Here is a 20,479-nt window from a genome sequence, read left to right on the forward strand (position 1 = left end):
GGGGTGTCGTTGTGCCGCACGCGGGGTCACGTGGATCGCAGGGCGACCGGGGCGAGTGCGCGGACCGCGGCAACGGTGTCCGCGTCGGCGGGGCCCTTGTCCTCGCGGTATCGCAGGACGCGTGCGAAGCGCAGGGCGAGACCGGCCGGATAGCGGGTGCTGCGCTGCAGCCCGTCGAAGGCCACCTCCACCACCAGTTCGGGCCTTACCCGTACGACGTATTCGTCCCGGCTCACCTCGCGCGCCAGCAGTTCGCGGGTCTGCCAGGCCAGCAGTTCATCGGTGAGGCCCTTGAAGGTCTTGCCCAGCATCACCCACGGACCGGGATCCCCCGCCTCCCCGCGAGCGGCGAGATGGAGATTGCTGAGCACGCCCTGCCGCCTGCCGTGCCCCCACTCCGCCGCCGTCACGACCAGGTCAAGCGTGAGCCGGGGCTTCACCTTGATCCAGCCGGCTCCGCGGCGCCCCGCCGCGTACGGCGCTGCGGGGTCCTTCACCACCACGCCTTCCTGCCCCTGCGCGACGGCGTCCGCGAAGAACCGCTCCGCCTCGGCCGGCTCGCCGGTGACCGTACGCGGAACGCGCAGTTCCACGGGCACCACCGCGTCCAGTGCCTCCCAGCGGGTCCGTGCGGGCAGGTCGATGAGGTCGGCGCCGTCGCGGTGCAGCAGGTCGAAGAAGTACACGCGCAATGGCACTTCGGCACGCAGCCGGGCCGGATCCTGCCGGGACGCGGTACGGGCGGCCGTCACCTGGAACGGCATGGGGCGTCCGTCCGGTCCCACCGCGAGCGCCTCCCCGTCGAGCACCGCCGAGCGGACGGGCAACTCCCTCGCCGCCTCGACCACTTCGGGCACCCGCGAGGTGATGTCGTCCAGGCTCCGGGTGAAGACGGCCACTTCGGCGCCGTTCCGGTGGACCTGGACCCGGATCCCGTCCAGCTTCCACTCCAGAGCGGCGGGCGCGATCCGTTCCAGGGCCGCGGCCACATCGGGCGCCCCCGCGGCGAGCATCGGCCGCACCGGCCTGCCCAGTTCCAGGCCGAAGGCCCGCAGCGCCTCCTGCCCGCCCGACAGGGCAGCAGCCGCCACGGCACGGGCGGAGCCGCGGAACATCAGGGCCCGCCTGACGTCCGCCGACGCCACCCCTGCGGCCTTCGCCACCGCGTCCGCGACCACGGAGTCGAGTGCGCCCTGCCGCAGTTCGCCGACGAGGACGGCGCCGAGAAAGGACTGCTCGGACGCGGTGGCCCGGGAGAACAGCCCGTGGAGCAGGGCGCTCCGTTCGTCACGCGAACCGGGGCCGTGCACGCCGGCCAGCGCGGCCAGGATGTCCTGCGTCTCCCGCACACCGAGCGACGGATCAGCAGCGGGTTCCGGAAGGTCGCGCAGAGCCGCGGGGCCGACCCCGATCCGCATCCGCCGGGACTCGCCGGAGAGCAGCGCCACCGCCGCGGGCAGATCGTCCGGTCCGAGGCTTCCGAGGTACTCGGCCAGCAGGGCGGTCTTCGCGTTCCTGGCGGATTCCGAACCGACAGCGCGGGAGGTGGCGGCGAGTTCATGAAGCAGCATGGCGGGGCTCCGGGCCGGTGGAAGAAGCTGGGCGAAGGCGGAGAATCCGTACCCGTTTTCCACCGCGTCGTCCCGGTGCGGATCGGGCCGGGACCGGGAGGGGCACAGTCCGGGCGGGCGCGGGCTGGGACGGGCACGGTCCGGGCGGGCGCGGTCCGGGCGGGCGCGGGCTGGGACGGGCACGGTCCGGGCGGGCGCGGTCCGGGCGGGCGCGGAGGCCTCCGTCCGCTCGTCGGCGCGCGGCTCAGCGCACCCCGTGCGGGCGGAACTGGACGCTGATGCGCGGCCCCACGGGCCTGGCCGTCTTGAGAATGGCGTGCTCCCAGGTGCGCTGGCAGCTGCCGCCCATCACGATGAGGTCGCCGTGCCCGAGCGGGGTGCGGACGGTGCCGCCTCCACCGCGCGGCCGGAGCGTCAGGGTCCGGGGAGCGCCGAGCGAGAGGATCGCGACCATCGTGTCCTCCCTGCTGCCCCGGCCGATGGTGTCCCCGTGCCAGGCGACGCCGTCCCGTCCGTCGCGGTAGAAGCACAGTCCGGCGGTCGTGAAGGGCTCGCCGAGCTCCTCCGCGTAATGCGCCCCGAGTGCGTCACGGGCCTCGTCGAGCACCGGGTGCGGCAGAGGGTCGTCCGCGCGGAAGAACGACAGCAGTCTCGGCACCTCCACCACCCGCTCGTACATGACGCGCTGTTCCGCGTGCCAGGGGACGTCCCGCACCAGTACGTCAAAGAGCGCGTCCGCCCCGGCGAGCCACTGCGGCAGCACATCGATCCAGGCGCCCTGCCCCAGGTGGCTGCGGTGGACTCCGGCCAGCGGGCGCAGACCGGTCGCATCACCCTGGTCGAAGAGGGAACTCTGCAGGTGGACAGCCATACAGCAGAGCGTACCCGAACGCATATTCGAACGCGGTAGCCCGAGCCGAACGCCGTAGCAACCCACAAAGAGATCCGGGGCACGGACCTGCAGGAACCGCCAGTAGAATCACTTCACGTGACTGCAAAGCCTCGCATCCCCAACGTTCTGGCCGGCCGCTACGCCTCCACGGAGCTCGCTGTCCTCTGGTCCCCCGAGCAGAAGGTCAGGCTGGAGCGCCAGCTCTGGCTGGCCGTGCTGCGTGCCCAGCAGGACCTCGGGATCGAGGTGCCCGGGACCGCGGTCGCCGACTACGAGCGGGTGCTCGACCAGGTGGACCTGGCGTCGATCGCCGAGCGGGAGAAAGTCACCCGGCACGACGTGAAGGCGCGGATCGAGGAGTTCAACGCCCTGGCGGGGCATGAGCAGATCCACAAGGGCATGACCTCGCGCGACCTCACCGAGAACGTGGAGCAGCTCCAGATCCGGCTCTCGCTCGAACTGATGCGGGACCGCACCGTCGCCGTGCTCGCGCGCCTCGGCAGGCTGGCCGGTGAGCACGCCGAGCTGGTGATGGCCGGGCGTTCGCACAATGTGGCCGCGCAGGCGACGACGCTCGGCAAGCGCTTCGCGACGACCGCCGACGAACTGCTGGCGGCGTACGGACGTCTTGAGGACCTGCTGGGGCGTTACCCGCTGCGCGGGATCAAGGGCCCGGTCGGTACCGCACAGGACATGCTCGACCTGCTGGGCGGTGACGAATCGAAGCTGGCCGAGCTGGAGCAGCGGATCGCGGGGCACCTCGGCTTCGCGCACGCCTTCACATCGGTCGGCCAGGTGTACCCCCGCTCGATCGACTACGAGGTGGTGACCGCGCTCGTGCAGCTGGCGGGCGCGCCCTCGTCGCTGGCCAAGACGATCCGGCTGATGGCCGGGCACGAGCTGGTGACGGAGGGGTTCAAGCCGGGGCAGGTCGGCTCGTCCGCGATGCCGCACAAGATGAACACCCGTTCCTGCGAGCGCGTCAACGGTCTGATGGTGATCCTGCGCGGTTACGCGTCGATGACCGGCGAACTGGCCGGTGACCAGTGGAACGAGGGCGACGTGTCGTGCTCGGTCGTCCGCCGCGTCGCCCTGCCCGACGCGTTCTTCGCCTTCGACGGGCTGCTGGAGACCTTCCTGACGGTGCTCGACGAGTTCGGCGCGTTCCCGGCGGTGGTCGCCCGGGAGCTGGACCGCTATCTGCCGTTCCTTGCCACCACCAAGGTGCTGATGGGCGCCGTACGGGCGGGTGTCGGCCGTGAGGTGGCGCACGAGGTCATCAAGGAGCACGCGGTCGCGTCCGCGCTCGCCATGCGCGAGCAGGGCGCTGAGCGCAACGAGCTGCTGGACAAGCTGGCGGCCGACGAGCGGATGCCTCTCGACCGGGCGCAGCTGGACTCGCTGATGGCGGACAAGCTCTCCTTCACCGGCGCCGCGGGCGCCCAGGTGGCCGCGGTGGTCTCGCGGATCGAGGAGGTCTCCAAGCAGCACCCGGAGGCCGCCGCCTACGCCCCCGGCTCGATCCTCTGATCCGCGCGCTGGTCCGCTGATGAAGCCCGAAGAGCTCGAAGCCGCCCGCGACCGCATCGTCCCCGATGTGGTCGCGGAGGGCTTGAGCGTCCTGTTCTGCGGGATCAACCCCGGCCTGATGACGGCCGCGACCGGCCACCACTTCGCCCGGCCGGGCAACCGTTTCTGGCCGGTGCTCCACCTGTCAGGATTCACGCCCCGCAGGCTGGCCCCTTCGGAACAGGACGACCTGCTCGGCCTCGGCCTCGGCATCACCAATGTGGTGGCACGGGCCTCGGCCCGCGCCGATGAGCTGAGCGCCGAGGAGTACCGCGAGGGCGGACGCATCCTGACGGCCAAGGTGGAGAAGCTCAAGCCGCGTTGGCTCGCCGTCGTGGGAGTCACCGCCTACCGCACGGCGTTCCACGAGCCCAAGGCCCGGATAGGTCCGCAGACCCGGACCATCGGCTCCACCCGGATCTGGGCACTGCCCAACCCGAGCGGTCTCAACGCCCACTGGACCGCGGCAACGATGGCCGAGGAGTACGGCAGACTGCGCGAAGCAGTCCGGACGACACCCCGGTCCGCACCCTGACCGGGCAGCGACCCAGCACACCGGAGCAGCCGGCTCACCGGCGGTCCCCCACCGGCAGAACCCCGCAGCTGGGGCCGCAGGCTACGGCGGATCCACGTCGGTAACCGCCACCATCAACCGTGCGCCCTGCTCCTGGCTCTCCCGTACGGCCCCGATGGCGATCCAGCGCCCCTCAGCCCTCCAGAGGTGGAGGGACGGTGCGGTGGTGCACAACTCGTCCCAGGGCTCCGGTATCTCCTCCCCCTCCATACGCCGGGTCAGCATGCTCCAGAGGCTGAACGTCTGCGCCTCGCCCCACCGCGCGTCGAGCACGGCCACCAGGGCCTCGTACTCGGCCCCGAGCTGGTCTTCGGCCTCCCCCGTCGGAGCGGCGTCGTCCTCGGCGCCCAGGAGCGTGTCGCGGGTGATCAGAGCCGCGAGGTGGTACCCGGGCCCGCCCGGTCCGGTGTCCGACCACCCGCGCCGGGCGGGGAACGCACGGGTCCGCAGCCGGTCGATGGTGGCGACGTACTGAGCGGTGGTCATCCCCTCAGTAAACCTTCCACCACTGACAGTTGACCGCCGGGGCCGTCAGACGTCACGCCGGCACAACGCCGCCCAGCCTGCACCCACCGCGGCAGCCGCCCAGCCCGCGGTGACAGCGAGTCCGCTCCACGGCCCCAGCGATCCGGTCGAGTGCTGGAGCAGGACCTGCTGCCCGGCCCGGTCCGGCAGGAAGTCGGCGAGACCCGCGCCGTGATTCACGTCACCGATCACGAACGACACCAGAAGCAGAAAGGGTATGAGGATCCCCATGACGGCGGGGCCGCTCCGAAGCACCGCCGCCAGGCCTGCGGCGAACAGCGTGATCAGTGTCAGATACAGGGCACAGCCCACTGCGGCGCGCAGCCCCCCGGGCTCACCGATTCCGCCACCGGGAGCACCGATGAGAGCCTGTCCTCCGAGGAAGCAGGCAAGGCCGGTCATCAGGCCGACCGCACAGGCAAGTCCGCCGATGACGGAGAGTTTCGCCGCGTAGAAGAGGCCTCTGCGGGGCACGGCGATGAGCGAGGTACGGATGGCGCCGCTTCCGTACTCACTGGTGACAGCTGTAGCCCCGAAGCAGATGGCGGCGATCTGACCGAAGTTGAGGCCGAAGAACAAGGTGAGGACGGGATCGAAGCCAGGCTTGCCCGCGTCCTCGTGCCCGATGGTGGCACTACCGAGGAGCGAGAAGGCTACCGTGGCGAAGAAGACGGCCAGTATCGCACCTCCCAGGGCGCGCACCGAGCGGATCTTGATCCATTCCGCGTGGAGCACGGCGGAGAAGGTCATGACTCATACCCCCGGAGTGAGAGACGCGGGGCGAGCCGGGAATTGCGTCTCGCCGACGGTGAGGTCGAGATATGCCTCCTCCAACGTGGCTTGCTCTGCGGCGAGTTCAAGAATCGTGATGCCCTCCTCGGCCGCGACACGACCGATGTCCCCGGCACTCACACCCTCGACGACCCAGCTGCCGTCATCACGTTCTGCCGGGGTGAGGCCCTTGCGGAGCAGCAGGGATCGCAGTCGCTCGGCACTGGTGCTCCGCAGCCGAACCCGTGGCCGGATCCGCGAGTCGATGAATTCCTGCATCGGGGTGTCCGCGAGAAGCCGGCCCTTGCCCAGGACCACGAGATGGTCCGCGAACGAAGCTGTCTCGTTCATGAGATGGCTGGACACCAGCACAGTCCTGCCCTCCGCGGCGAGGCGGCGCATCAGCTCCCGTATCCAGATGATCCCCTCGGGATCCAGGCCGTTCGACGGTTCGTCCAGCATCAGTACGGACGGGTCCCCCAGCAGAGCAGCGGCTATGCCCAACCGCTGCCGCATGCCCAGCGAGAACGTCCTGATCCGCTGCACAGCGACGTTCGCGATACCCACCTCCTCCAGCGCTTCGTCCACCCGCCTTCGCCCCATGCGGTGGGCGGCGGCCAGAGTCAGCAGGTGATCGCGTGCGGTGCGCGCGCCGTGCGCGGCATTCGCATCGAGGAGCGCGCCCGCCAGCCGCAGCGGCTCTGCGGTTTCCGCATAGCGCCGGCCACCGATGGTGGCAGTGCCTGAGGTAGGGCGGTCGAGGCCGAGGACGAGCCGCATGGTTGTGGACTTGCCCGCGCCGTTGGGCCCCAGGAAGCCGGTGACCCTGCCGGGCAGGACGGTGAACGAGAGCCTGTCCACTGCCCTGTTCGCACCGTAATCCTTGGTGAGTTCGCAGACTTCGATACTGGTCATGCCTCCACCGTGCCGGTGACCCACCGTCCGTGACTTCCCCCGTCCGGGGGGACCGGATCCCCCGTGCGGGGGAGCCCCCGGGGCGTGACCGGCTGGCACGATTACGGCATGTTCCGCCTCATTCGACCGCTGCTGCGCCCAGTCACCTACACGCGGTGGCTGCATGCCTGCGTCCCACTCGCGTTCGTCGCCGTGTGGCTGTTCATCGACATCAAGGACTTCTACCTGCCGGTATTCCTGGTCATTCCGCTCGGGCTGATCCCTGGCGTCCGGCTGGAGGAGGCGCTCCAGGCCCAGTTGCTGCTCACGCCTGACGAACGGGGGCGGCCCGAAGCATCCATCTCGGTTGCCCCGTCTCTGACCTGGGCGGACCGCTGGCGTACCGTGCTGTGGCTCGAAGCGCGGCTGGCCTCCAGCGTCCTGGGCGCGATTGCTCCCGTGCAGTTGCTCTTCCTCGCCCGCAGGCTCTTCGATGCCGCGCCCTGGTGGTCCTCCGTTCTCGCACCACTGCCGATCGTGGCGATACCGGTCTGCGTGGTCGCCTCCGGCACACTGACCACAATCGTCGCCCGTCTGCTGCTCGGCCCTTCTCAGGGGCAGCGGCTGACCGCGCTGGAGGAGCGTACGGAGCAACTCCTCGAACGCAACCGCATCGCAAGGGAGTTGCACGACTCCATCGGTCACGCCCTCACCGTGGCCGTGGTGCAGGCGGGTGCGGCGCGGGCCGCGAACGACCCCGCCTTCACCGACCGGGCACTGGCCGCCATCGAGGAGACGGGACGGGAGGCACTGGAAGATCTGGAGCGGGTGCTGCTCATCCTGCGCGAGTCGGCGACCCCACTGGGGCAGCGCCCGTCGCTCAGCGAGGCCGACCGGCTTCTGGAGTCGGCGCGCAGTTCGGGCGCGAAAGTGGATGCCGAGGTGAGTGGTCCGGTGGAGCTGGTACCCGGTCCGATCTCACGCGAGGGATATCGCATGCTGCAGGAGGCGTTGACCAACGTGCTGCGCCACTCCGGACCCGTGCCGGTGCGGGTACGGATCTCTGTCGTTGCCGGGCAGCTCAGCCTGGAGGTGACCAATCCGCTGAACGGTTCGACCGGTCGGTCCAGTGGCGGGAGCGGGTTGCGTGGCATACGGGAGCGCGCGGCGCTGCTCGGTGGTACGGCGGAGACGGGTCCGCACCGGGGTGATTGGAGAGTATATGCGCGGTTGCCGCTCGACGGCCTAGGCTGACGGGGTGCCGATCTCTGTGCTGCTTGTCGACGACGAACCTCTCGTACGTGCCGGCCTGCGCGCCGTACTTGAGGCCCAGGGCGACATTCAGGTGGTGGGCGAGGCCGCTGACGGTGCGGCCGTGGTCCCGCTGGTACGCCAGTTGCGCCCTGACGTGGTGGCCATGGATGTGCGGATGCCCCTGCTCGACGGCATCGCGGCCACCCGGGCAGTGCTGCGGGCCTTTCAGCCGCCGCCGAAGATCCTGGTCGTGACGACCTTCGAGAACGACGAGTACGTCTATCAGGCACTGCGCGCGGGTGCGGACGGGTTTCTGCTGAAGCGGGCCCGGCCCGCCGAGATCGTCCACGCGGTACGGCTGATCGCCGAGGGCGAGTCTCTGCTGTTCCCGGCCGCGGTCCGAGCCCTCGCGGCCGAGTACGGCAACAGCGCGGCGCGAGAAGCACTGGACCGGGCGGCTCTGACCGAACGGGAAGCCGCAGTGCTCCGGCTGATGGCGCGCGGTCTGTCGAACGCGGAGATCGCGGGCCGGCTCGTCATCGGGATCGAAACGGTGAAGTCCCACGTCAGCGCTGTGCTGGCGAAGTTGGGGGCCCGGGACCGTACGCAAGCGGTGATTGCCGCGTACGAGTCGGGGTTCGTCGCGCCCGCCTGACCCGCAGTCGTTCCGGCAGCCACTCGCCGCCCGACCTGTCACCCGGTACCATCCGGGCACACACGCATGAGCTGAGCTGGGAGGACAGACGTTGGGGCAGCTGACCGGCGGGGATCCCTCGTTGCTGCGACGGATCAACTCCTCAGTGGTGCTGCACGCACTGCGCGGCGAGGTGTTCCCGACCCTGACGGATCTCACCCGTATCACCGGCCTTTCGCGGCCGACGGTCGAAGGCGTGATCGAAGGCCTGATGGCGGCCGGGCTCGTCGTCGAGGACGCACCCGAGGCGGAGGGCGGGACCCGGCGCCAGGGGCGGCCGGCGCGGCGGTTCCGTTTCCGTGCGGAGGCCGGGCATCTGCTGGGGATCGAGATCGGGCCGCACCGGGTCGCCGCCCTGCTCTCCGGCCTCGACGGAGAGATCATCGGCTCCGGTTCCCGCGACGTGCCGGAGGCGGCGTCCGCGGACGAGCGGCTGGAGCGGGTCCGGAGCACGGTGGCCGATGTGCTGCGGCGGGCCGGAGTCGCGCGCAGCACGCTGCGGGCGGTCGGGGTCGGCAGCCCCGGAATCGTGGAGGCCGACGGCACGGTCCGGCTGGGCACCGCGCTTCCCGAGTGGACCGGGCTCGCACTGGGCGAGCGGCTGCGGCGGTCGTTCCGCTGCCCGGTCCTGGTCGAGAACGACGCCAACGCGGCAGCCGTGGCCGAGCACTGGAAGGGCGCCGCGACCGATTCCGACGACATCGTCTTCGTGCTCGCCGGCCTGAGCCCCGGTGCCGGATCGCTGATCGGCGGGCGGCTGCACCGCGGTTTCGGCGGCGCGGCGGGCGAGATCGGCGCGCTGCATCTGCTGGGCCGTGGAGTCACACCCGAGAAGCTGCTCTCCACGACCGACGAGCCGCTCCATCCGCTGGACGAGCACGCGGTCGCCGAGGTCTTCTCCCATGCCAAGGAGGGCGACACCCGGGCCCGGGCCGCCGTGGAGCGGTTCATTCAGCGGCTGGTGCACGACGTCGCAGCGCTGGTGCTGGCACTCGACCCGGAGCTGGTGGTGATCGGCGGCTGGGCGGCCGGACTGGACGGCGTACTGGAGCCGCTGCGGGGCGAGTTGGCGCGCTACTGCCTGCGCCCGCCCCGGGTCGCGCTGTCGGTGCTCGGTGAGGCCGCGGTGGCGACCGGTGCACTGCGGCTGGCGCTCGACCACGTGGAGGAGGAGCTCTTCGCCGTGGAGGGCACGGTGACGGCCCGCCGCTGAGCGCCGGGTGCAGCGGCGGGCCGTCACACCGTGGTGTTGAACAACCCGTGGACGTCCGGGTGTCAGGAGGCCTTCTTGCCGCCCGGCAGCTGGTCGCTGATCTCCACGTCGCCCGAGTCGCCGAAGGTGAGCCGGCAGGTGTCCGCCCGGTAGGTGGCCACCGACACCGCGACCGTCCTGCCGCCCGCGATGTACCGGGTGGTGACGACGAGCACCGGAGCACCGGGCAGCCGGTCGAGTTCCCTGGCGTCATCGGCGCGGGCCGAACCGAGCTCGACCGCGCGGTCCTGGCCGTCGAGGTCGAGATGCTGGAGCTCACGGAGGACGGCGCGCGCACGCGCCGGGCCCGACGGGGCTTCTATGGCGGACAGTTCGGGCACAGAGGCAACCGGTACGTACACCAGCTCCGTGGCGACGGACTGCCCCTGCGTCATCCGGATCCTGCGTACGGTGTGCACCGCGTCGTCGCCGTCCGCGTCGAGCAGCCGGGCCACGGCGGCCGGCGGGGTGGCGCTGCCGCACTCGACGGGCTGCCAGGCGTCGTCCGACGCACCGGGCCAGGTCTGCTGGGAAGTCGACACATCGACACCGACGCGCGGCGGGGCCACCGTGGTGCCCACCCCCCGGCGGCGCTGCAGACGCCCTTCCAGCTCCAGCTGTTCCAGCGCCTGACGCAGCGTGGCGCGCGCGACACCGAAGCGCGCGGCCAGTTCACGCTCGTTGGGGAGGATCTCCCCGACCGCGAATTCCGAGTCCAGCGCCTCGGTGAGCACGTTCTTGAGGTGCCAGTACTTCGGCTCCGGCACCGATTCCAGCTGCGTGGTCCCCACCCTGATCCTCCGCAATCGCCGTGTCCCCGGCGGCTTTTCTGTGCCCTTATTTATTAAAGGTTCCTGCACTAACTCTGCGAGAGTAGGACGGCACCCCTTCTTGGTCAAGACCAATCCTCGCCCGATAGCGGAGCGGAGTCGCGCCATGACGCTGAGCGTTCACGAAAAGTTATCGAGCAGCGGCAACCGGGCAGCCACGCATGGCAGGCTCACCCGGATCGGAGGGGCCGGCGGGCTCTACTCCGCGGAGAGCAGGAGGAGTTTGTCAGGATTGCGCACGATGTAGATCTCGGCGATCCGGCCGTCCTTGATCTCCGCCTGCACCACGGTGTCCACCGTGCCGCCCGCGAGGACGACGATCGCCGGGGCGCCGTTGAGCTCCCTGATGCGGAACTCGCCGCCCTCGATGCCCTTCTCCGCGACCCCGAACAGGAAGCGGCCCACCTTGTCCGCGCTCTCGATGACGCGCAGCGGCGCCTTGGACTTGCCGCCGCTGTCCCCCACCAGGCGCACTCCGGGGGTGAGCAGGGCCAGCAGCTCGTCCAGGTTCCCGCCCGAGGCCGCGGCCAGGAACCGTTCGGTCAGATCGCGGCGTTCGGCCGGATCGACGTCGTAGCGCGGCTTGCGCTCCTCCACATGGCGCCTGGCGCGCCCGGCGAGCTGGCGCACGGCGGCCTCGCCGCGATCGAGTACGACGGCGATCTCCGAGTACGGGAATCCGAAGGCCTCCCGCAGTACGAACACCGCACGCTCCAGCGGGGAGAGCGATTCCAGCACCACCAGAACGGCGAACGAAACGGACTCGGCGAGCAGCGCCTGCTCCGCGGTGTCGGGAACGGCCGCGCCGAAGTCCGTGGCGAGCGGCTCGGGCAGCCACGGCCCCACGTACGCCTCGCGCCTCGACTGCACGTGCCTGAGCCGGTCGAGCGCCAGCCGGGTGGTGATGCGGACGAGGAAAGCACGTGGCTCGCGGACATCCCCGCGGTCGGCCGCCGACCACCGGAACCACGCCTCCTGCACGACGTCCTCGGCATCGGCCACCCGGCCGAGCATCCGGTACGCCACACCCGTCAGCACGGAGCGGTGTTCTTCGAAGAGGTCGGTCACTGTGTCGGTCGCCACTCCCCCATCCCAGCCGACCGGCCCTCCGCTGTCCAGAAAGAATCGCCGGAAGGGGCCGGATCCACTTCGCGCCGACCCTTGAAGTACAAGCTACTGAAGGGTAATTGTTACTGACGCAATGTCTAAGACTGCCTCCGATTGCCGGGCGGTCCAAGAGCCGGTTCCTGCCCTCAGGGACCCCCGCCCCCAGGGAGCAGCAGCATGACCGCCCAGGTCTCCTTCACGATCGACACTCCGACGGGGCAGAAACCGGTCCACGTGGCGTACGAGCGCACCGGATCCGGCGCCCCGCTCCTGCTGCTGCACGGTATCGGCCACCACCGGCAGGCGTGGGATCCCGTGGTGCACATCCTGGCCGCCGAGCGTGAGGTGATCGCCGTGGACCTGCCCGGGTTCGGCGCCTCGCCCGCACTGCCCGACGGCGTGCCGTACGACCTCGCGTCCGTCGTGCCGCTGCTCGGCGCGATGTGCGAGGCGCTCGGCGCCGGACGGCCCCATGTGGCGGGGAACTCGCTCGGCGGCCTGCTCGCGCTGGAGCTGGGCAGCAGGAAGCTCGTACGGTCGGTCACCGCCCTCTCCCCGGCCGGGTTCTGGACGCCGGGCGAGCGGCGCTACGCGTTCTCGACGCTGACGGCGATGCGGCACGGTGCACGGCTGCTGCCGCCCCCGGTGGTCGAGCGGCTGTCGCGCTCGGCGGCCGGACGGGCGGCCCTCACCGGCACCATCTACGCCCGGCCGGGGCGCCGTTCACCGGAGGCCGTCGTCGCGGAGACCCGGGCGCTGCGCGGTGCGACCGGCTTCGGCGAAACCCTCGCCGCCGGCCGGGACGTACTCTTCACCTCCGAGGTGAGCGCCGTACCCGTCACCGTCGCGTGGGGCACGAAGGACCGCATCCTGCTGCGGCGCCAGGGCATCCGCGCCAAGCACACCATCCCCGGCGCCCGGCTGGTCCGACTGCCCGGCTGCGGCCATGTCCCGATGAGTGACGACCCCGCCCTGGTGGCCCGCGTCATCCTCGACACCAGCCGCTGAGCGGCGTCCGGCCGCCCGGGACCCGAGTGTCACCCCCACCGCGACCAGAGCGCTGCCCGCGGCCTGCGGCGCGCCGTAGCCCCCGGCGCCGACCAGAGGCGCGGTCAGCGCGGCAGCCACGGGGATCAGGCCAGAGAACAGCGTGGCCCGCTCGGCGCCGATCCGCTGCATCCCGCTGTACCAGCAGACGAACCCGATGACGGTGACCACGACGGCCTGCCAGCCGAGTGCCAGCGCCTCCGCGGTGTCCGGCGCCCGGAGGAAACGGGGTCCGTCCACGGCGATGCCGATCACGGCCGATTCGAGGGCCGCCACCGCGCACACCGTGGCGGACAGCAGCTTCGGGCCGAGGGGCCGCAGCACCGGAGGGGCAAGGACGGCGAAGCCCACCTCGCCCGCGAGTGCGCCCGCCGAGCAGCCGATCCCCATGGCGTCGGTGCGGCCCCAGCCCTGGACCGCGAAGGCACCCGCGGCCACCAGCAGCGCGCCCAGGAGAACCGGCCGGGCCGGCCGCCGCCCGCCGGCCAGCGGCACGAGCACCGCGACGACGACCGGCGCGCAGCCGACGAAGACACCGGGGACGGCGGGCTCCGCGGTCCGTTCCGCGGCCAGCACCGCCAGGTTGAATCCGACCATCCCGACGGCGGCGAGCAGCGCGAGACGCCCCCACTGTCCGGCGCCGAGTGCGCGCAGCCGCACCGCGCCGCCCCGCCCCAGCATCGGCAGGAGCAACAGGGCGGCCAGCGCGTACCGCAGGGCCTGGCCGCCCGCGTACGGGTAGTCGCCGAGCACACTGTTGGCCGTGAACGAGCCACCGACGAGGACACAGGCGAGCGCCGCGAGGAGCGCCCCCCGTACGGGAGTTGAGGTCATACGGACGACGCTAGAGGGGCCGGTGGCCCGTATTAGGGTCCACTCGTATGACGCTATCGGGGACCAATCCGCCGGACTCCGCCCCGCCCGGTACGGCCGCGCGTCCCGCCGGGTCACCGGCCTGGGAGCTGCTGCTGCCTGTCGCGGCCGCGCTGCCCCGCCGCCGCGGCCGGGAGTTGCAGGAGGCGCTGCGCGCCGCGGTACGGGCCGGGCGGCTGCCGGCCGGGACCCGGCTGCCGTCCAGCCGTGCGCTCGCGGCCGACCTCGGTGTGTCGCGCGGTCTGGTCACCGAGGCGTACGAGCAGCTGACCGCTGAGGGCTATCTGCGCACCGGCCGGGGTGCGGGCACCTGGGTGGGCGGCGCCGTTCGCCCGTCGGCGGGCGGTGTACGGGGTCCGGCGCCGCGCGCGCCCGGCGTACAGGTCGACTTCCGCCCGGGGACACCCGATCTCTCGCTCTTCCCGCGCGCCGCCTGGAGCGCCGCCCACCGCTCCGTACTGACGAGGCTGCCGCACCACGCGCTCGGCTACCCGGATCCGCGTGGCCTTCCCGAGCTGCGCGGGGCGCTGGCGGAGCTGCTCACCCGGCGTCGCGGAGTGGTGGCGGATCCGGAGCGCCTCGTGGTCTGTTCCGGTGTCGCGCAGGCGACCACCCTGCTCGGCCTGGTGCTCCACGCGCGCGGCCTGCGCACCGTCGGTGTCGAGGATCCCGGCAGTCCCGAGCACACGACCCTCTTCGCCGCGGCCGGGCTGCGCACCGCGGCGCTGCCGCTCGACGCGGAGGGGCCGGCTCCGGGCCCGCTCGCCGCGAGCGGAGTGCGCGCCGTGGTCACCACCCCGGCGCACCAGTTCCCCACCGGTATCGCCTGCTCCCCGGCCCGGCGCTCCCAACTCCTCGACTGGGCACGCTCGGTGGACGGGCTGGTCGTCGAGGACGACTACGACGGGGACTTCCGTTACGACCGCGCGCCGGTCGGGGCGCTCCAGGGGCTCGATCCCGGACGTGTCGCGTACACCGGCTCGGTGAGCAAGTCCCTCGCGCCCGGCCTGCGACTGGGCTGGCTGGTCGCTCCGGAGTGGCTGACCGGCGAGATCGTCGCGCGTAAACGCACCATGGATCTCGGCAATCCCGCCATCGACCAGGCGCTGCTGGCCGAATTCATCAGGGGCGGCGGCTACGACCGCCAGTTGCGGCGCTGCCAGCGCGTCTACCGGGAGCGGCGGGACGCCCTGGTCCGGGCTCTCGACGAGCACATCCCGGGGGCCACGGTCAGCGGGATCGCCGCCGGACTCCATGTCATCGCGCGGCTGCCGGAGTCTCACGGCCCGCAGGACCGCTTTCTGGAGCGGGCGGCCCGGGCGGGTGCCGCGGTGCGTCCGCTGTCCGACTACGGAACCGCCCACCCCCCGGACGGCGTCGTACGGCTGGTGCTCGGATACGCGCATCTGACACCGCCGGAGATCGAGCGCGGTATCCGGCTGCTGGCAGGAACCAATTGAGGCCCGTGGCGGTTCACTTGGGGTGAGGGGGTACGTTCAATGGCAACTGCATCACCATGGGGCACCGGGCGGGACGCTTCGCGTCTTTTCCGGCGGGAAAAAGTTATCAATCAACCAAAATCACACTTAACCCATCAGTCACAGGGTGTTCGTGATCAGGCAACACCGCTCGGTCACAGTGAGGGCATGACCGATGTGAATCCCGCGAAGAGCGCCCGTCGCCCGCACCACTGGCGCCGGGACCTCATCGAACTGGCCGCCCTGTTCACCGCCGTCGCCCTCGCCGACGCCGTCGCCGATCTCGTCGCGCACGGGCCCGACGGGCCCTTCCTCCTGGTCGCCGCCGCCGTGGCGCTCAGCGGCACGGCGGCGTTCCACCTCTGGTGGGCCCAGCGCCACAGCCACGCACCACCGTCCGGGCAGTCGTCCGGACAGTCCGGCGCGCGCGGCACAGCAGCCACGTCGGCCGCGCCCCACGACGAGCATGTGCACGGCGGCACAGGCAGCGATCACAGCAGCGAAAACAGCGACACGGACGGGGTGGCGCGGTCCGAGACCGTGCTGTGGCGGATGCGTACGACCGTACGGGACGAGCCCGGCAGCCTGGCCGCGCTGTGCACGGCGCTGGCCCGTCACCAGGTCGACATCCTGACGCTCCAGACCCACCCGCTCGCCGACGGCACGGTCGACGAGTTCCTGCTCCGCGCCCCGGCCGCCTTCCAGTCCCGGCAGCTCGGCCACGAGGTGTCGGCGGCAGGCGGGCACGACACATGGATCGAGCGCGCGGATGCCCACGACCTGGTCGACGCACCGACCCGGGTGCTGGGCCTCGCCACCCGCACCGCCCTGGACGCCGCCGAACTCCCGTTGGCACTGCGCCAGTTGCTCGGCCGCTGCACCATTCACTCGCTCCCCGCCGTGTCGGTCGGGGGCGCATCCGCCGATGAGCCGACGCCCGCGGACGGCGTTCTTGAGGAGCGGGTGATGCGGCTGCGCGACCCGTCCGGCGGCACGATCACGGTCGAGCGGCCCCATCTGCCGTTCACCCCGACGGAGTTCGCCCGCGCCAGGGCCCTCATCGAACTCGACGCGCGCCTCGGCCCGCGGATGCCCCGCCGCCGGGAAGTCTTCACCCTCCCCGAGGGCAACGAGATCACCGTGCGCAGGGCCGGTCCCGACGACGCGCAGGCGGCCAGGGCGATGCACGACCGGTGCACCGACCGGACCCTCGGCCTGCGGTACCACGGCCCCGTCGGCGACGCTGACCGCTATCTCGGCCATCTGCTGAGCCCCCGCTTCGGCCGCACCCTCGCCGTGCAGACCGCTTCGGGGCGCATCGTCGGCCTCGGCCACCTCCTGTGGGACGGTGACGAGACCGAGGTCGCACTGCTCGTCGAGGATGCCTGGCAGCGCCGCGGCATCGGCTCCGAACTGCTCGGCCGGCTGCTGGCGCTGGCCGAGGAGACCGGGTGCGAGAGCGTGTACGCGGTGACGCAGGCGTCCAACACCGGGATGGTGGCGGCGATGCGCGGCCTCGGGCTGCCCCTCGACTACCAGATCGAGGAAGGCACTCTGGTCATCACCGCACGGCTGGCGACGACGCCCGCGCACTCCCGTCCGGCGCCCGATCTGCCGTACGGCCTCCCGCGTGAACTGCCGTACGGGCCGAGCGAGCAGAGCGGCCACTGAGCGCCCCGTCCAGGTCCGCCCAGAGATCGTCCACGTCCTCCAGCCCCACCGACATCCGCAGCAACTGCTCGCTCACACCTGCGGACCGCCGGTCTCCCTCGGCCACGATGCGGTGGCTGATGGAGGCAGGGTGCTGGATGAGGGTGTCGACGCTGCCGAGGCTGACGGCCGGGGTGATCAGCCGTACGTCCGCGATCACCCGGTGCGGATCGCCGTGCACCTCGAAGGCCACCATGGCGCCGCCCAGCTTCGGATAGTGGACCGCCGCGACCCTCGGGTCGGCGGCCAGTCTGCGGGCCAGCTCGGCGGCCGTCCCTGCGGCGGCCCGCATCCTGACCGGCAGGGTCGAGAGCCCGCGCAGCAGCAGATATCCGGACAGCGGGTGCAGGACGCCGCCGGTCGCGAACCGCAGCTGGCGCAGCACCCGTGCGAACTCCTCGTCGCAGGCCACCACACCGGCCAGCACATCGCCGTGCCCGCCCAGATACTTCGTCGCACTGTGCAGGACGATCCGCGCCCCGTGCTCCAGCGGCCGCTGGAGGACCGGGGTCGCGAAGGTGCTGTCGACGAGCAGCGGCACCGAGCCGCAGGAGTGCGCCAGCGCCCGGGTGTCGGTCTCGGCGAGGGTCGGGTTGGCGGGGGTCTCCACCATCACCAGGCCGGTCTCCGGACGGATCGCGTCGGCGACGCCCGCCGGGTCGGTCCAGGTCACCTCGGTACCGAGCAGCCCGGCGGTGAGCAGATGATCGCTGCATCCGTACAGCGGGCGGACCGCGACGACATGGCGCAGCCCCTGGCTCGAACGGGCGAGCAGCACCGCGGTGAGCGCGGCCATTCCGCTGGCGAAGGCCACCGCGCTCGCGGCCCCCTCCAGCCGGGCGAGCGCCGTCTCGAAGCGCGCGGTGGTGGGGTTGTCGAGCCTGGCGTAGACCGGCGGCCCCTGCGGACGGGCCCCGGTGGCGGCGAACTCGTCGATCCTGGCCGCCTCCTGCCTGCTGTCGTACGAGGGGTACGTCGTCGACAGGTCGATCGGGACGGCGTGCAGACCGAGACCGGCGAGGTCTTCGCGTCCGGCGTGCACCGCTTCGGTGGCCAGGGCCCTGGATGTGGTCGGGGGATCGGATGTCATGAGGAAATCCTGAACAGCCGCCGGGCAGTTGGGGCCATGGCCCGTGTTACGTTCGGCCGATGGCCGAATCTGTCGTACTCGACCCGGTCGATCTGCATCTGCTCCGCCTCCTGCAGAACGATGCCCGGACGACCTACCGGGAGCTGGCTGCCGAGGTCGGGGTCGCCGCATCGACCTGCCTCGACCGGGTGGCCCGGCTGCGCCGCTCCGGAGTGGTCCTGGGCCATCAGCTGCGGCTCGACCCGGCGAAGCTGGGGCGGGGCCTCGAAGCGCTGCTCTCGGTGCAGGTACGGCCGCACCGCCGGGAGCTGGTCGGCCCGTTCGTGGAGCGGATCCGCGGACTGCCCGAGTCACGGGCCCTCTTCCATCTGGCGGGTCCTGACGACTACCTGGTGCATGTGGCGGTGGCGGACACCGCGGACCTGCAGCGGCTGGTTCTGGACGAGTTCACGGCCCACCGCGAAGTGGCCCGGGTGGAGACCCGGCTGATCTTCCAGCAGTGGGACTGCGGGCCGCTGCTGCCGCCGGGGTGAGCGCCCCGGGGAGCACGGGCCCAGAGAGAGACGGCCCGGAGGGTGATGACGCGGAGAGTGATGGCGCGGAACTCCCCGCCGTACGAAGATGTCCGCATGTCACAGACTCTCAGCAGCCCACTGCCCCGTCAGGTCGCCGACGCCTATGTCGACTCCCTGATCGCTCTCGACCCGATCACCGGCACCTATCTCGGAGTGCGCGAGAGCTCCAGCGGCCTTCCCGACTTCTCCCCCGCCGGGCAGGCCGCCCTCGCCGCGCTCGCGCGGACGACCCTGGCCGAACTCGACGCCGCGGAGCGCCGGCCGGGCGGGGACAGCGATGCCGAGCGGCGCTGCGGCAGGCTGCTGCGCGAGCGGCTCAACGCCGAACTGGCCGTGCACGAGGCCGATGAGGCGCTGCGCGCCGTCAGCAACATCCACTCCCCGGCTCATGCCGTGCGTGAGGTGTTCACCGTGACGCCCACCGAGACCGACGAGGACTGGGCGGCCGTGGCCGAGCGCCTCGGCGGCGTGCCCGCCGCGCTCGACGGGTACCGCGAGTCCCTGGCCCTCGGGCTCGAACGGGGGCTGCTCGGCGGCCCGCGCCCCACCGAGACGTTCATCGGCCAGCTCACGGAGTGGGCCGGTACCGGCGGGGAAGGCACCGGCTGGTTCGAGGAGTTCGCCGCCGCGGGCCCGGATTCTCTGCGCAAGGAGCTGGACTCCGCGGCCCGTTCCGCGACCGGTGCGGTGGCCGCGCTGCGCGACTGGATGCGCGATGTCTACGCGCCGGCGGTCGAGGACGCACCGGACACGGTCGGCCGCGAGCGGTACGCCCGCTGGTCGCGCTACTTCAACGGCACCGACCTTGATCTGGACGAGGCGTACGCGTACGGCTGGTCCGAATACCACCGCCTGCTGGCCGAGATGAGGACCGAGGCCGCGAAGATCCTGCCGGGGGCGAGTCCCTGGGAGGCGCTGGCGCACCTGGATGAGCACGGCACCCACATCGAGGGCGTGGACGAGGTCCAGAAGTGGCTCCAGGGGCTGATGTCGGAGGCGATGGACTCGCTCGACGGCACCCACTTCGAACTCGCCGAGCGGGTACGGAAGGTCGAGTCCCGGATCGCACCGCCCGGCGGCGCCGCCGCTCCGTACTACACACCGCCGTCCGAGGACTTCTCGCGGCCCGGATGTACCTGGCTGCCGACCATGGGCGAGACCCGCTTCCCGGTGTACGACCTGGTCTCCACCTGGTACCACGAGGGGGTGCCCGGGCACCATCTCCAGTTGGCGCAGTGGGTGCACGTCTCGGACCAGCTCTCCCGCTACCAGGCGAGTGTCGGGATGGTCAGCGCCAACGCGGAGGGCTGGGCGCTCTACGCCGAGCGCCTCATGGACGAGCTGGGCTTCCTGCCGGACGCGGAGCGCAGGCTCGGGTATCTGGACGCGCAGATGATGCGTGCCTGCCGGGTGATCGTGGACATCGGCATGCACCTGGAACTGGAGATTCCGGCCGATTCGCCGTTCCACCCGGGCGAGCGCTGGACGCCGGAGCTGGCCCAGGAGTTCTTCGGGAACCACAGCGGGCGGCCCGCGGACTTCGTGGAGAGCGAGCTCATCCGCTATCTGTCGATGCCGGGCCAGGCCATCGGGTACAAGCTGGGCGAGCGCGCCTGGCTGCTGGGCCGGGAGAACGCCCGCAAGGCGCACGGTGACTCCTTCGACGCGAAGGCCTGGCACATGGCCGCGCTGTCGCAGGGGTCGCTGGGTCTTGACGATCTGGTGGACGAGATCTCGAAGCTGTAGGGAGGCAGGTGCCGGCGCGGGTGCTCC

18 protein-coding genes and 1 pseudogene are annotated in these 20,479 nt (G+C 71.6%); 10 read left to right on the forward strand and 9 right to left on the reverse strand.

The features are described from left to right. Positions 1-26: 26 nt before the first annotated feature. Both OHB13_RS03605 and OHB13_RS03610 read right to left on the reverse strand, forming a co-directional pair. On the reverse strand, positions 27-1,571 hold the full coding sequence (locus OHB13_RS03605; RefSeq protein ID WP_328375560.1) for an ATP-dependent DNA ligase: 1,545 nt from the start codon (positions 1,569-1,571) through the stop codon (positions 27-29). A gap of 244 nt (positions 1,572-1,815) precedes the next feature. Next, positions 1,816-2,442: an alpha-ketoglutarate-dependent dioxygenase AlkB gene (locus OHB13_RS03610; RefSeq protein ID WP_328375562.1), complete on the reverse strand. Its 627-nt coding sequence runs from the start codon at positions 2,440-2,442 to the stop codon at positions 1,816-1,818. A gap of 117 nt (positions 2,443-2,559) precedes the next feature. Here OHB13_RS03610 and purB point away from each other — a divergent pair, with 117 nt between their 5' ends. Beyond that, positions 2,560-3,993: an adenylosuccinate lyase gene (gene purB, locus OHB13_RS03615; RefSeq protein WP_266859366.1), complete on the forward strand. Its 1,434-nt coding sequence runs from the start codon at positions 2,560-2,562 to the stop codon at positions 3,991-3,993. 19 nt (positions 3,994-4,012) lie between these two features. Further along, positions 4,013-4,567: a G/U mismatch-specific DNA glycosylase gene (gene mug / locus OHB13_RS03620; protein ID WP_266859365.1), complete on the forward strand. Its 555-nt coding sequence runs from the start codon at positions 4,013-4,015 to the stop codon at positions 4,565-4,567. Between the two features lie 81 nt (positions 4,568-4,648). Here mug and OHB13_RS03625 read toward each other — a convergent pair whose 3' ends face one another. Genes OHB13_RS03625 through OHB13_RS03635 form a run of 3 tightly spaced genes read right to left on the reverse strand, consistent with a single transcriptional unit; the run spans position 4,649 to position 6,817 of the window. Then, positions 4,649-5,092 (reverse strand): hypothetical protein, encoded by a 444-nt coding sequence (locus tag OHB13_RS03625; protein ID WP_328375566.1) that lies wholly within the window; start codon positions 5,090-5,092, stop codon positions 4,649-4,651. 45 nt (positions 5,093-5,137) lie between these two features. Further along, positions 5,138-5,881 carry an ABC transporter permease gene (locus tag OHB13_RS03630; protein ID WP_328375568.1) on the reverse strand — a complete coding sequence of 248 codons (744 nt, stop codon included), beginning with the start codon at positions 5,879-5,881 and terminating at the stop codon, positions 5,138-5,140. Between the two features lie 3 nt (positions 5,882-5,884). Beyond that, entirely contained in the window at positions 5,885-6,817 is a 933-nt protein-coding gene (locus tag OHB13_RS03635) for an ATP-binding cassette domain-containing protein (RefSeq protein WP_328375570.1), read from the reverse strand. A 108-nt stretch (positions 6,818-6,925) separates the two neighbouring features. Between OHB13_RS03635 and OHB13_RS03640 the strand changes: the two genes are divergently transcribed. From OHB13_RS03640 to OHB13_RS03650, 3 genes are all read left to right on the forward strand, one after another. Then, positions 6,926-8,050 carry a sensor histidine kinase gene (locus OHB13_RS03640; RefSeq protein WP_328375572.1) on the forward strand — a complete coding sequence of 375 codons (1,125 nt, stop codon included), beginning with the start codon at positions 6,926-6,928 and terminating at the stop codon, positions 8,048-8,050. A 4-nt stretch (positions 8,051-8,054) separates the two neighbouring features. Beyond that, entirely contained in the window at positions 8,055-8,705 is a 651-nt protein-coding gene (locus tag OHB13_RS03645; RefSeq protein ID WP_328375574.1) for a response regulator transcription factor, read from the forward strand. Positions 8,706-8,796: 91 nt separating this feature from the next. Beyond that, complete coding sequence (locus tag OHB13_RS03650) at positions 8,797-9,957, forward strand: ROK family protein (RefSeq protein ID WP_266859362.1); 1,161 nt, start codon at positions 8,797-8,799, stop codon at positions 9,955-9,957. 62 nt (positions 9,958-10,019) lie between these two features. Here OHB13_RS03650 and OHB13_RS03655 read toward each other — a convergent pair whose 3' ends face one another. Both OHB13_RS03655 and OHB13_RS03660 read right to left on the reverse strand, forming a co-directional pair. Further along, positions 10,020-10,787, reverse strand: coding sequence for a GntR family transcriptional regulator (locus OHB13_RS03655; protein ID WP_266859360.1), 768 nt, complete (start codon positions 10,785-10,787; stop codon positions 10,020-10,022). A 237-nt stretch (positions 10,788-11,024) separates the two neighbouring features. Beyond that, positions 11,025-11,909 carry an RNA polymerase sigma-70 factor gene (locus OHB13_RS03660; RefSeq protein WP_328375576.1) on the reverse strand — a complete coding sequence of 295 codons (885 nt, stop codon included), beginning with the start codon at positions 11,907-11,909 and terminating at the stop codon, positions 11,025-11,027. 201 nt (positions 11,910-12,110) lie between these two features. Here OHB13_RS03660 and OHB13_RS03665 point away from each other — a divergent pair, with 201 nt between their 5' ends. After that, a complete protein-coding gene (locus tag OHB13_RS03665) occupies positions 12,111-12,941 on the forward strand; it encodes an alpha/beta fold hydrolase (protein WP_328375577.1) in 831 nt (276 codons plus the stop codon). Positions 12,942-12,977: 36 nt separating this feature from the next. Here the strand turns inward: OHB13_RS03665 and OHB13_RS03670 are convergent. Next, positions 12,978-13,814 (reverse strand): annotated as a pseudogene (locus tag OHB13_RS03670) (EamA family transporter); the annotation flags it as partial. Between the two features lie 47 nt (positions 13,815-13,861). Here OHB13_RS03670 and pdxR point away from each other — a divergent pair. Further along, positions 13,862-15,313, forward strand: a complete 1,452-nt coding sequence (gene pdxR, locus OHB13_RS03675; RefSeq protein ID WP_328375579.1) for a MocR-like pyridoxine biosynthesis transcription factor PdxR — start codon at positions 13,862-13,864, stop codon at positions 15,311-15,313. Positions 15,314-15,499: 186 nt separating this feature from the next. Next, complete coding sequence (locus OHB13_RS03680; RefSeq protein ID WP_328375581.1) at positions 15,500-17,002, forward strand: GNAT family N-acetyltransferase; 1,503 nt, start codon at positions 15,500-15,502, stop codon at positions 17,000-17,002. On the opposite strand, the gene OHB13_RS03685 is transcribed toward OHB13_RS03680, so the two are convergent. Next, on the reverse strand, positions 16,893-18,131 hold the full coding sequence (locus OHB13_RS03685) for a trans-sulfuration enzyme family protein (RefSeq protein ID WP_328375583.1): 1,239 nt from the start codon (positions 18,129-18,131) through the stop codon (positions 16,893-16,895). The two genes, OHB13_RS03680 and OHB13_RS03685, sit on opposite strands and share 110 nt — an antisense overlap. 59 nt (positions 18,132-18,190) lie before the next feature. Here OHB13_RS03685 and OHB13_RS03690 point away from each other — a divergent pair, with 59 nt between their 5' ends. Together OHB13_RS03690 and OHB13_RS03695 are read left to right on the forward strand one after the other, a co-directional pair. Further along, on the forward strand, positions 18,191-18,664 hold the full coding sequence (locus OHB13_RS03690; RefSeq protein WP_164265070.1) for an Lrp/AsnC family transcriptional regulator: 474 nt from the start codon (positions 18,191-18,193) through the stop codon (positions 18,662-18,664). A gap of 96 nt (positions 18,665-18,760) precedes the next feature. Next, entirely contained in the window at positions 18,761-20,452 is a 1,692-nt protein-coding gene (locus tag OHB13_RS03695) for a DUF885 domain-containing protein (protein ID WP_328375586.1), read from the forward strand. Positions 20,453-20,479 lie beyond the last annotated feature (27 nt).

The sequence above is a fragment of the Streptomyces sp. NBC_00440 genome (assembly GCF_036014215.1).
Classification (GTDB): Bacteria; Actinomycetota; Actinomycetes; order Streptomycetales; family Streptomycetaceae; genus Streptomyces.

Bases quoted from the DNA above. Each gene is read 5' to 3' on its own strand.
- OHB13_RS03605 (WP_328375560.1), bottom strand. From the start codon at position 1,571: ATGCTGCTTCATGAACTCGCCGCCACCTCCCGCGCTGTCGGTTCGGAA.
- OHB13_RS03610 (WP_328375562.1), bottom strand. From the start codon at position 2,442: ATGGCTGTCCACCTGCAGAGTTCCCTCTTCGACCAGGGTGATGCGACC.
- mug (WP_266859365.1), top strand. From the start codon at position 4,013: ATGAAGCCCGAAGAGCTCGAAGCCGCCCGCGACCGCATCGTCCCCGAT.
- OHB13_RS03625 (WP_328375566.1), bottom strand. From the start codon at position 5,092: ATGACCACCGCTCAGTACGTCGCCACCATCGACCGGCTGCGGACCCGT.
- OHB13_RS03630 (WP_328375568.1), bottom strand. From the start codon at position 5,881: ATGACCTTCTCCGCCGTGCTCCACGCGGAATGGATCAAGATCCGCTCG.
- OHB13_RS03635 (WP_328375570.1), bottom strand. From the start codon at position 6,817: ATGACCAGTATCGAAGTCTGCGAACTCACCAAGGATTACGGTGCGAAC.
- OHB13_RS03640 (WP_328375572.1), top strand. From the start codon at position 6,926: ATGTTCCGCCTCATTCGACCGCTGCTGCGCCCAGTCACCTACACGCGG.
- OHB13_RS03665 (WP_328375577.1), top strand. From the start codon at position 12,111: ATGACCGCCCAGGTCTCCTTCACGATCGACACTCCGACGGGGCAGAAA.
- pdxR (WP_328375579.1), top strand. From the start codon at position 13,862: ATGACGCTATCGGGGACCAATCCGCCGGACTCCGCCCCGCCCGGTACG.
- OHB13_RS03680 (WP_328375581.1), top strand. From the start codon at position 15,500: ATGACCGATGTGAATCCCGCGAAGAGCGCCCGTCGCCCGCACCACTGG.
- OHB13_RS03685 (WP_328375583.1), bottom strand. From the start codon at position 18,131: ATGACATCCGATCCCCCGACCACATCCAGGGCCCTGGCCACCGAAGCG.
- OHB13_RS03690 (WP_164265070.1), top strand. From the start codon at position 18,191: ATGGCCGAATCTGTCGTACTCGACCCGGTCGATCTGCATCTGCTCCGC.
- OHB13_RS03695 (WP_328375586.1), top strand. From the start codon at position 18,761: ATGTCACAGACTCTCAGCAGCCCACTGCCCCGTCAGGTCGCCGACGCC.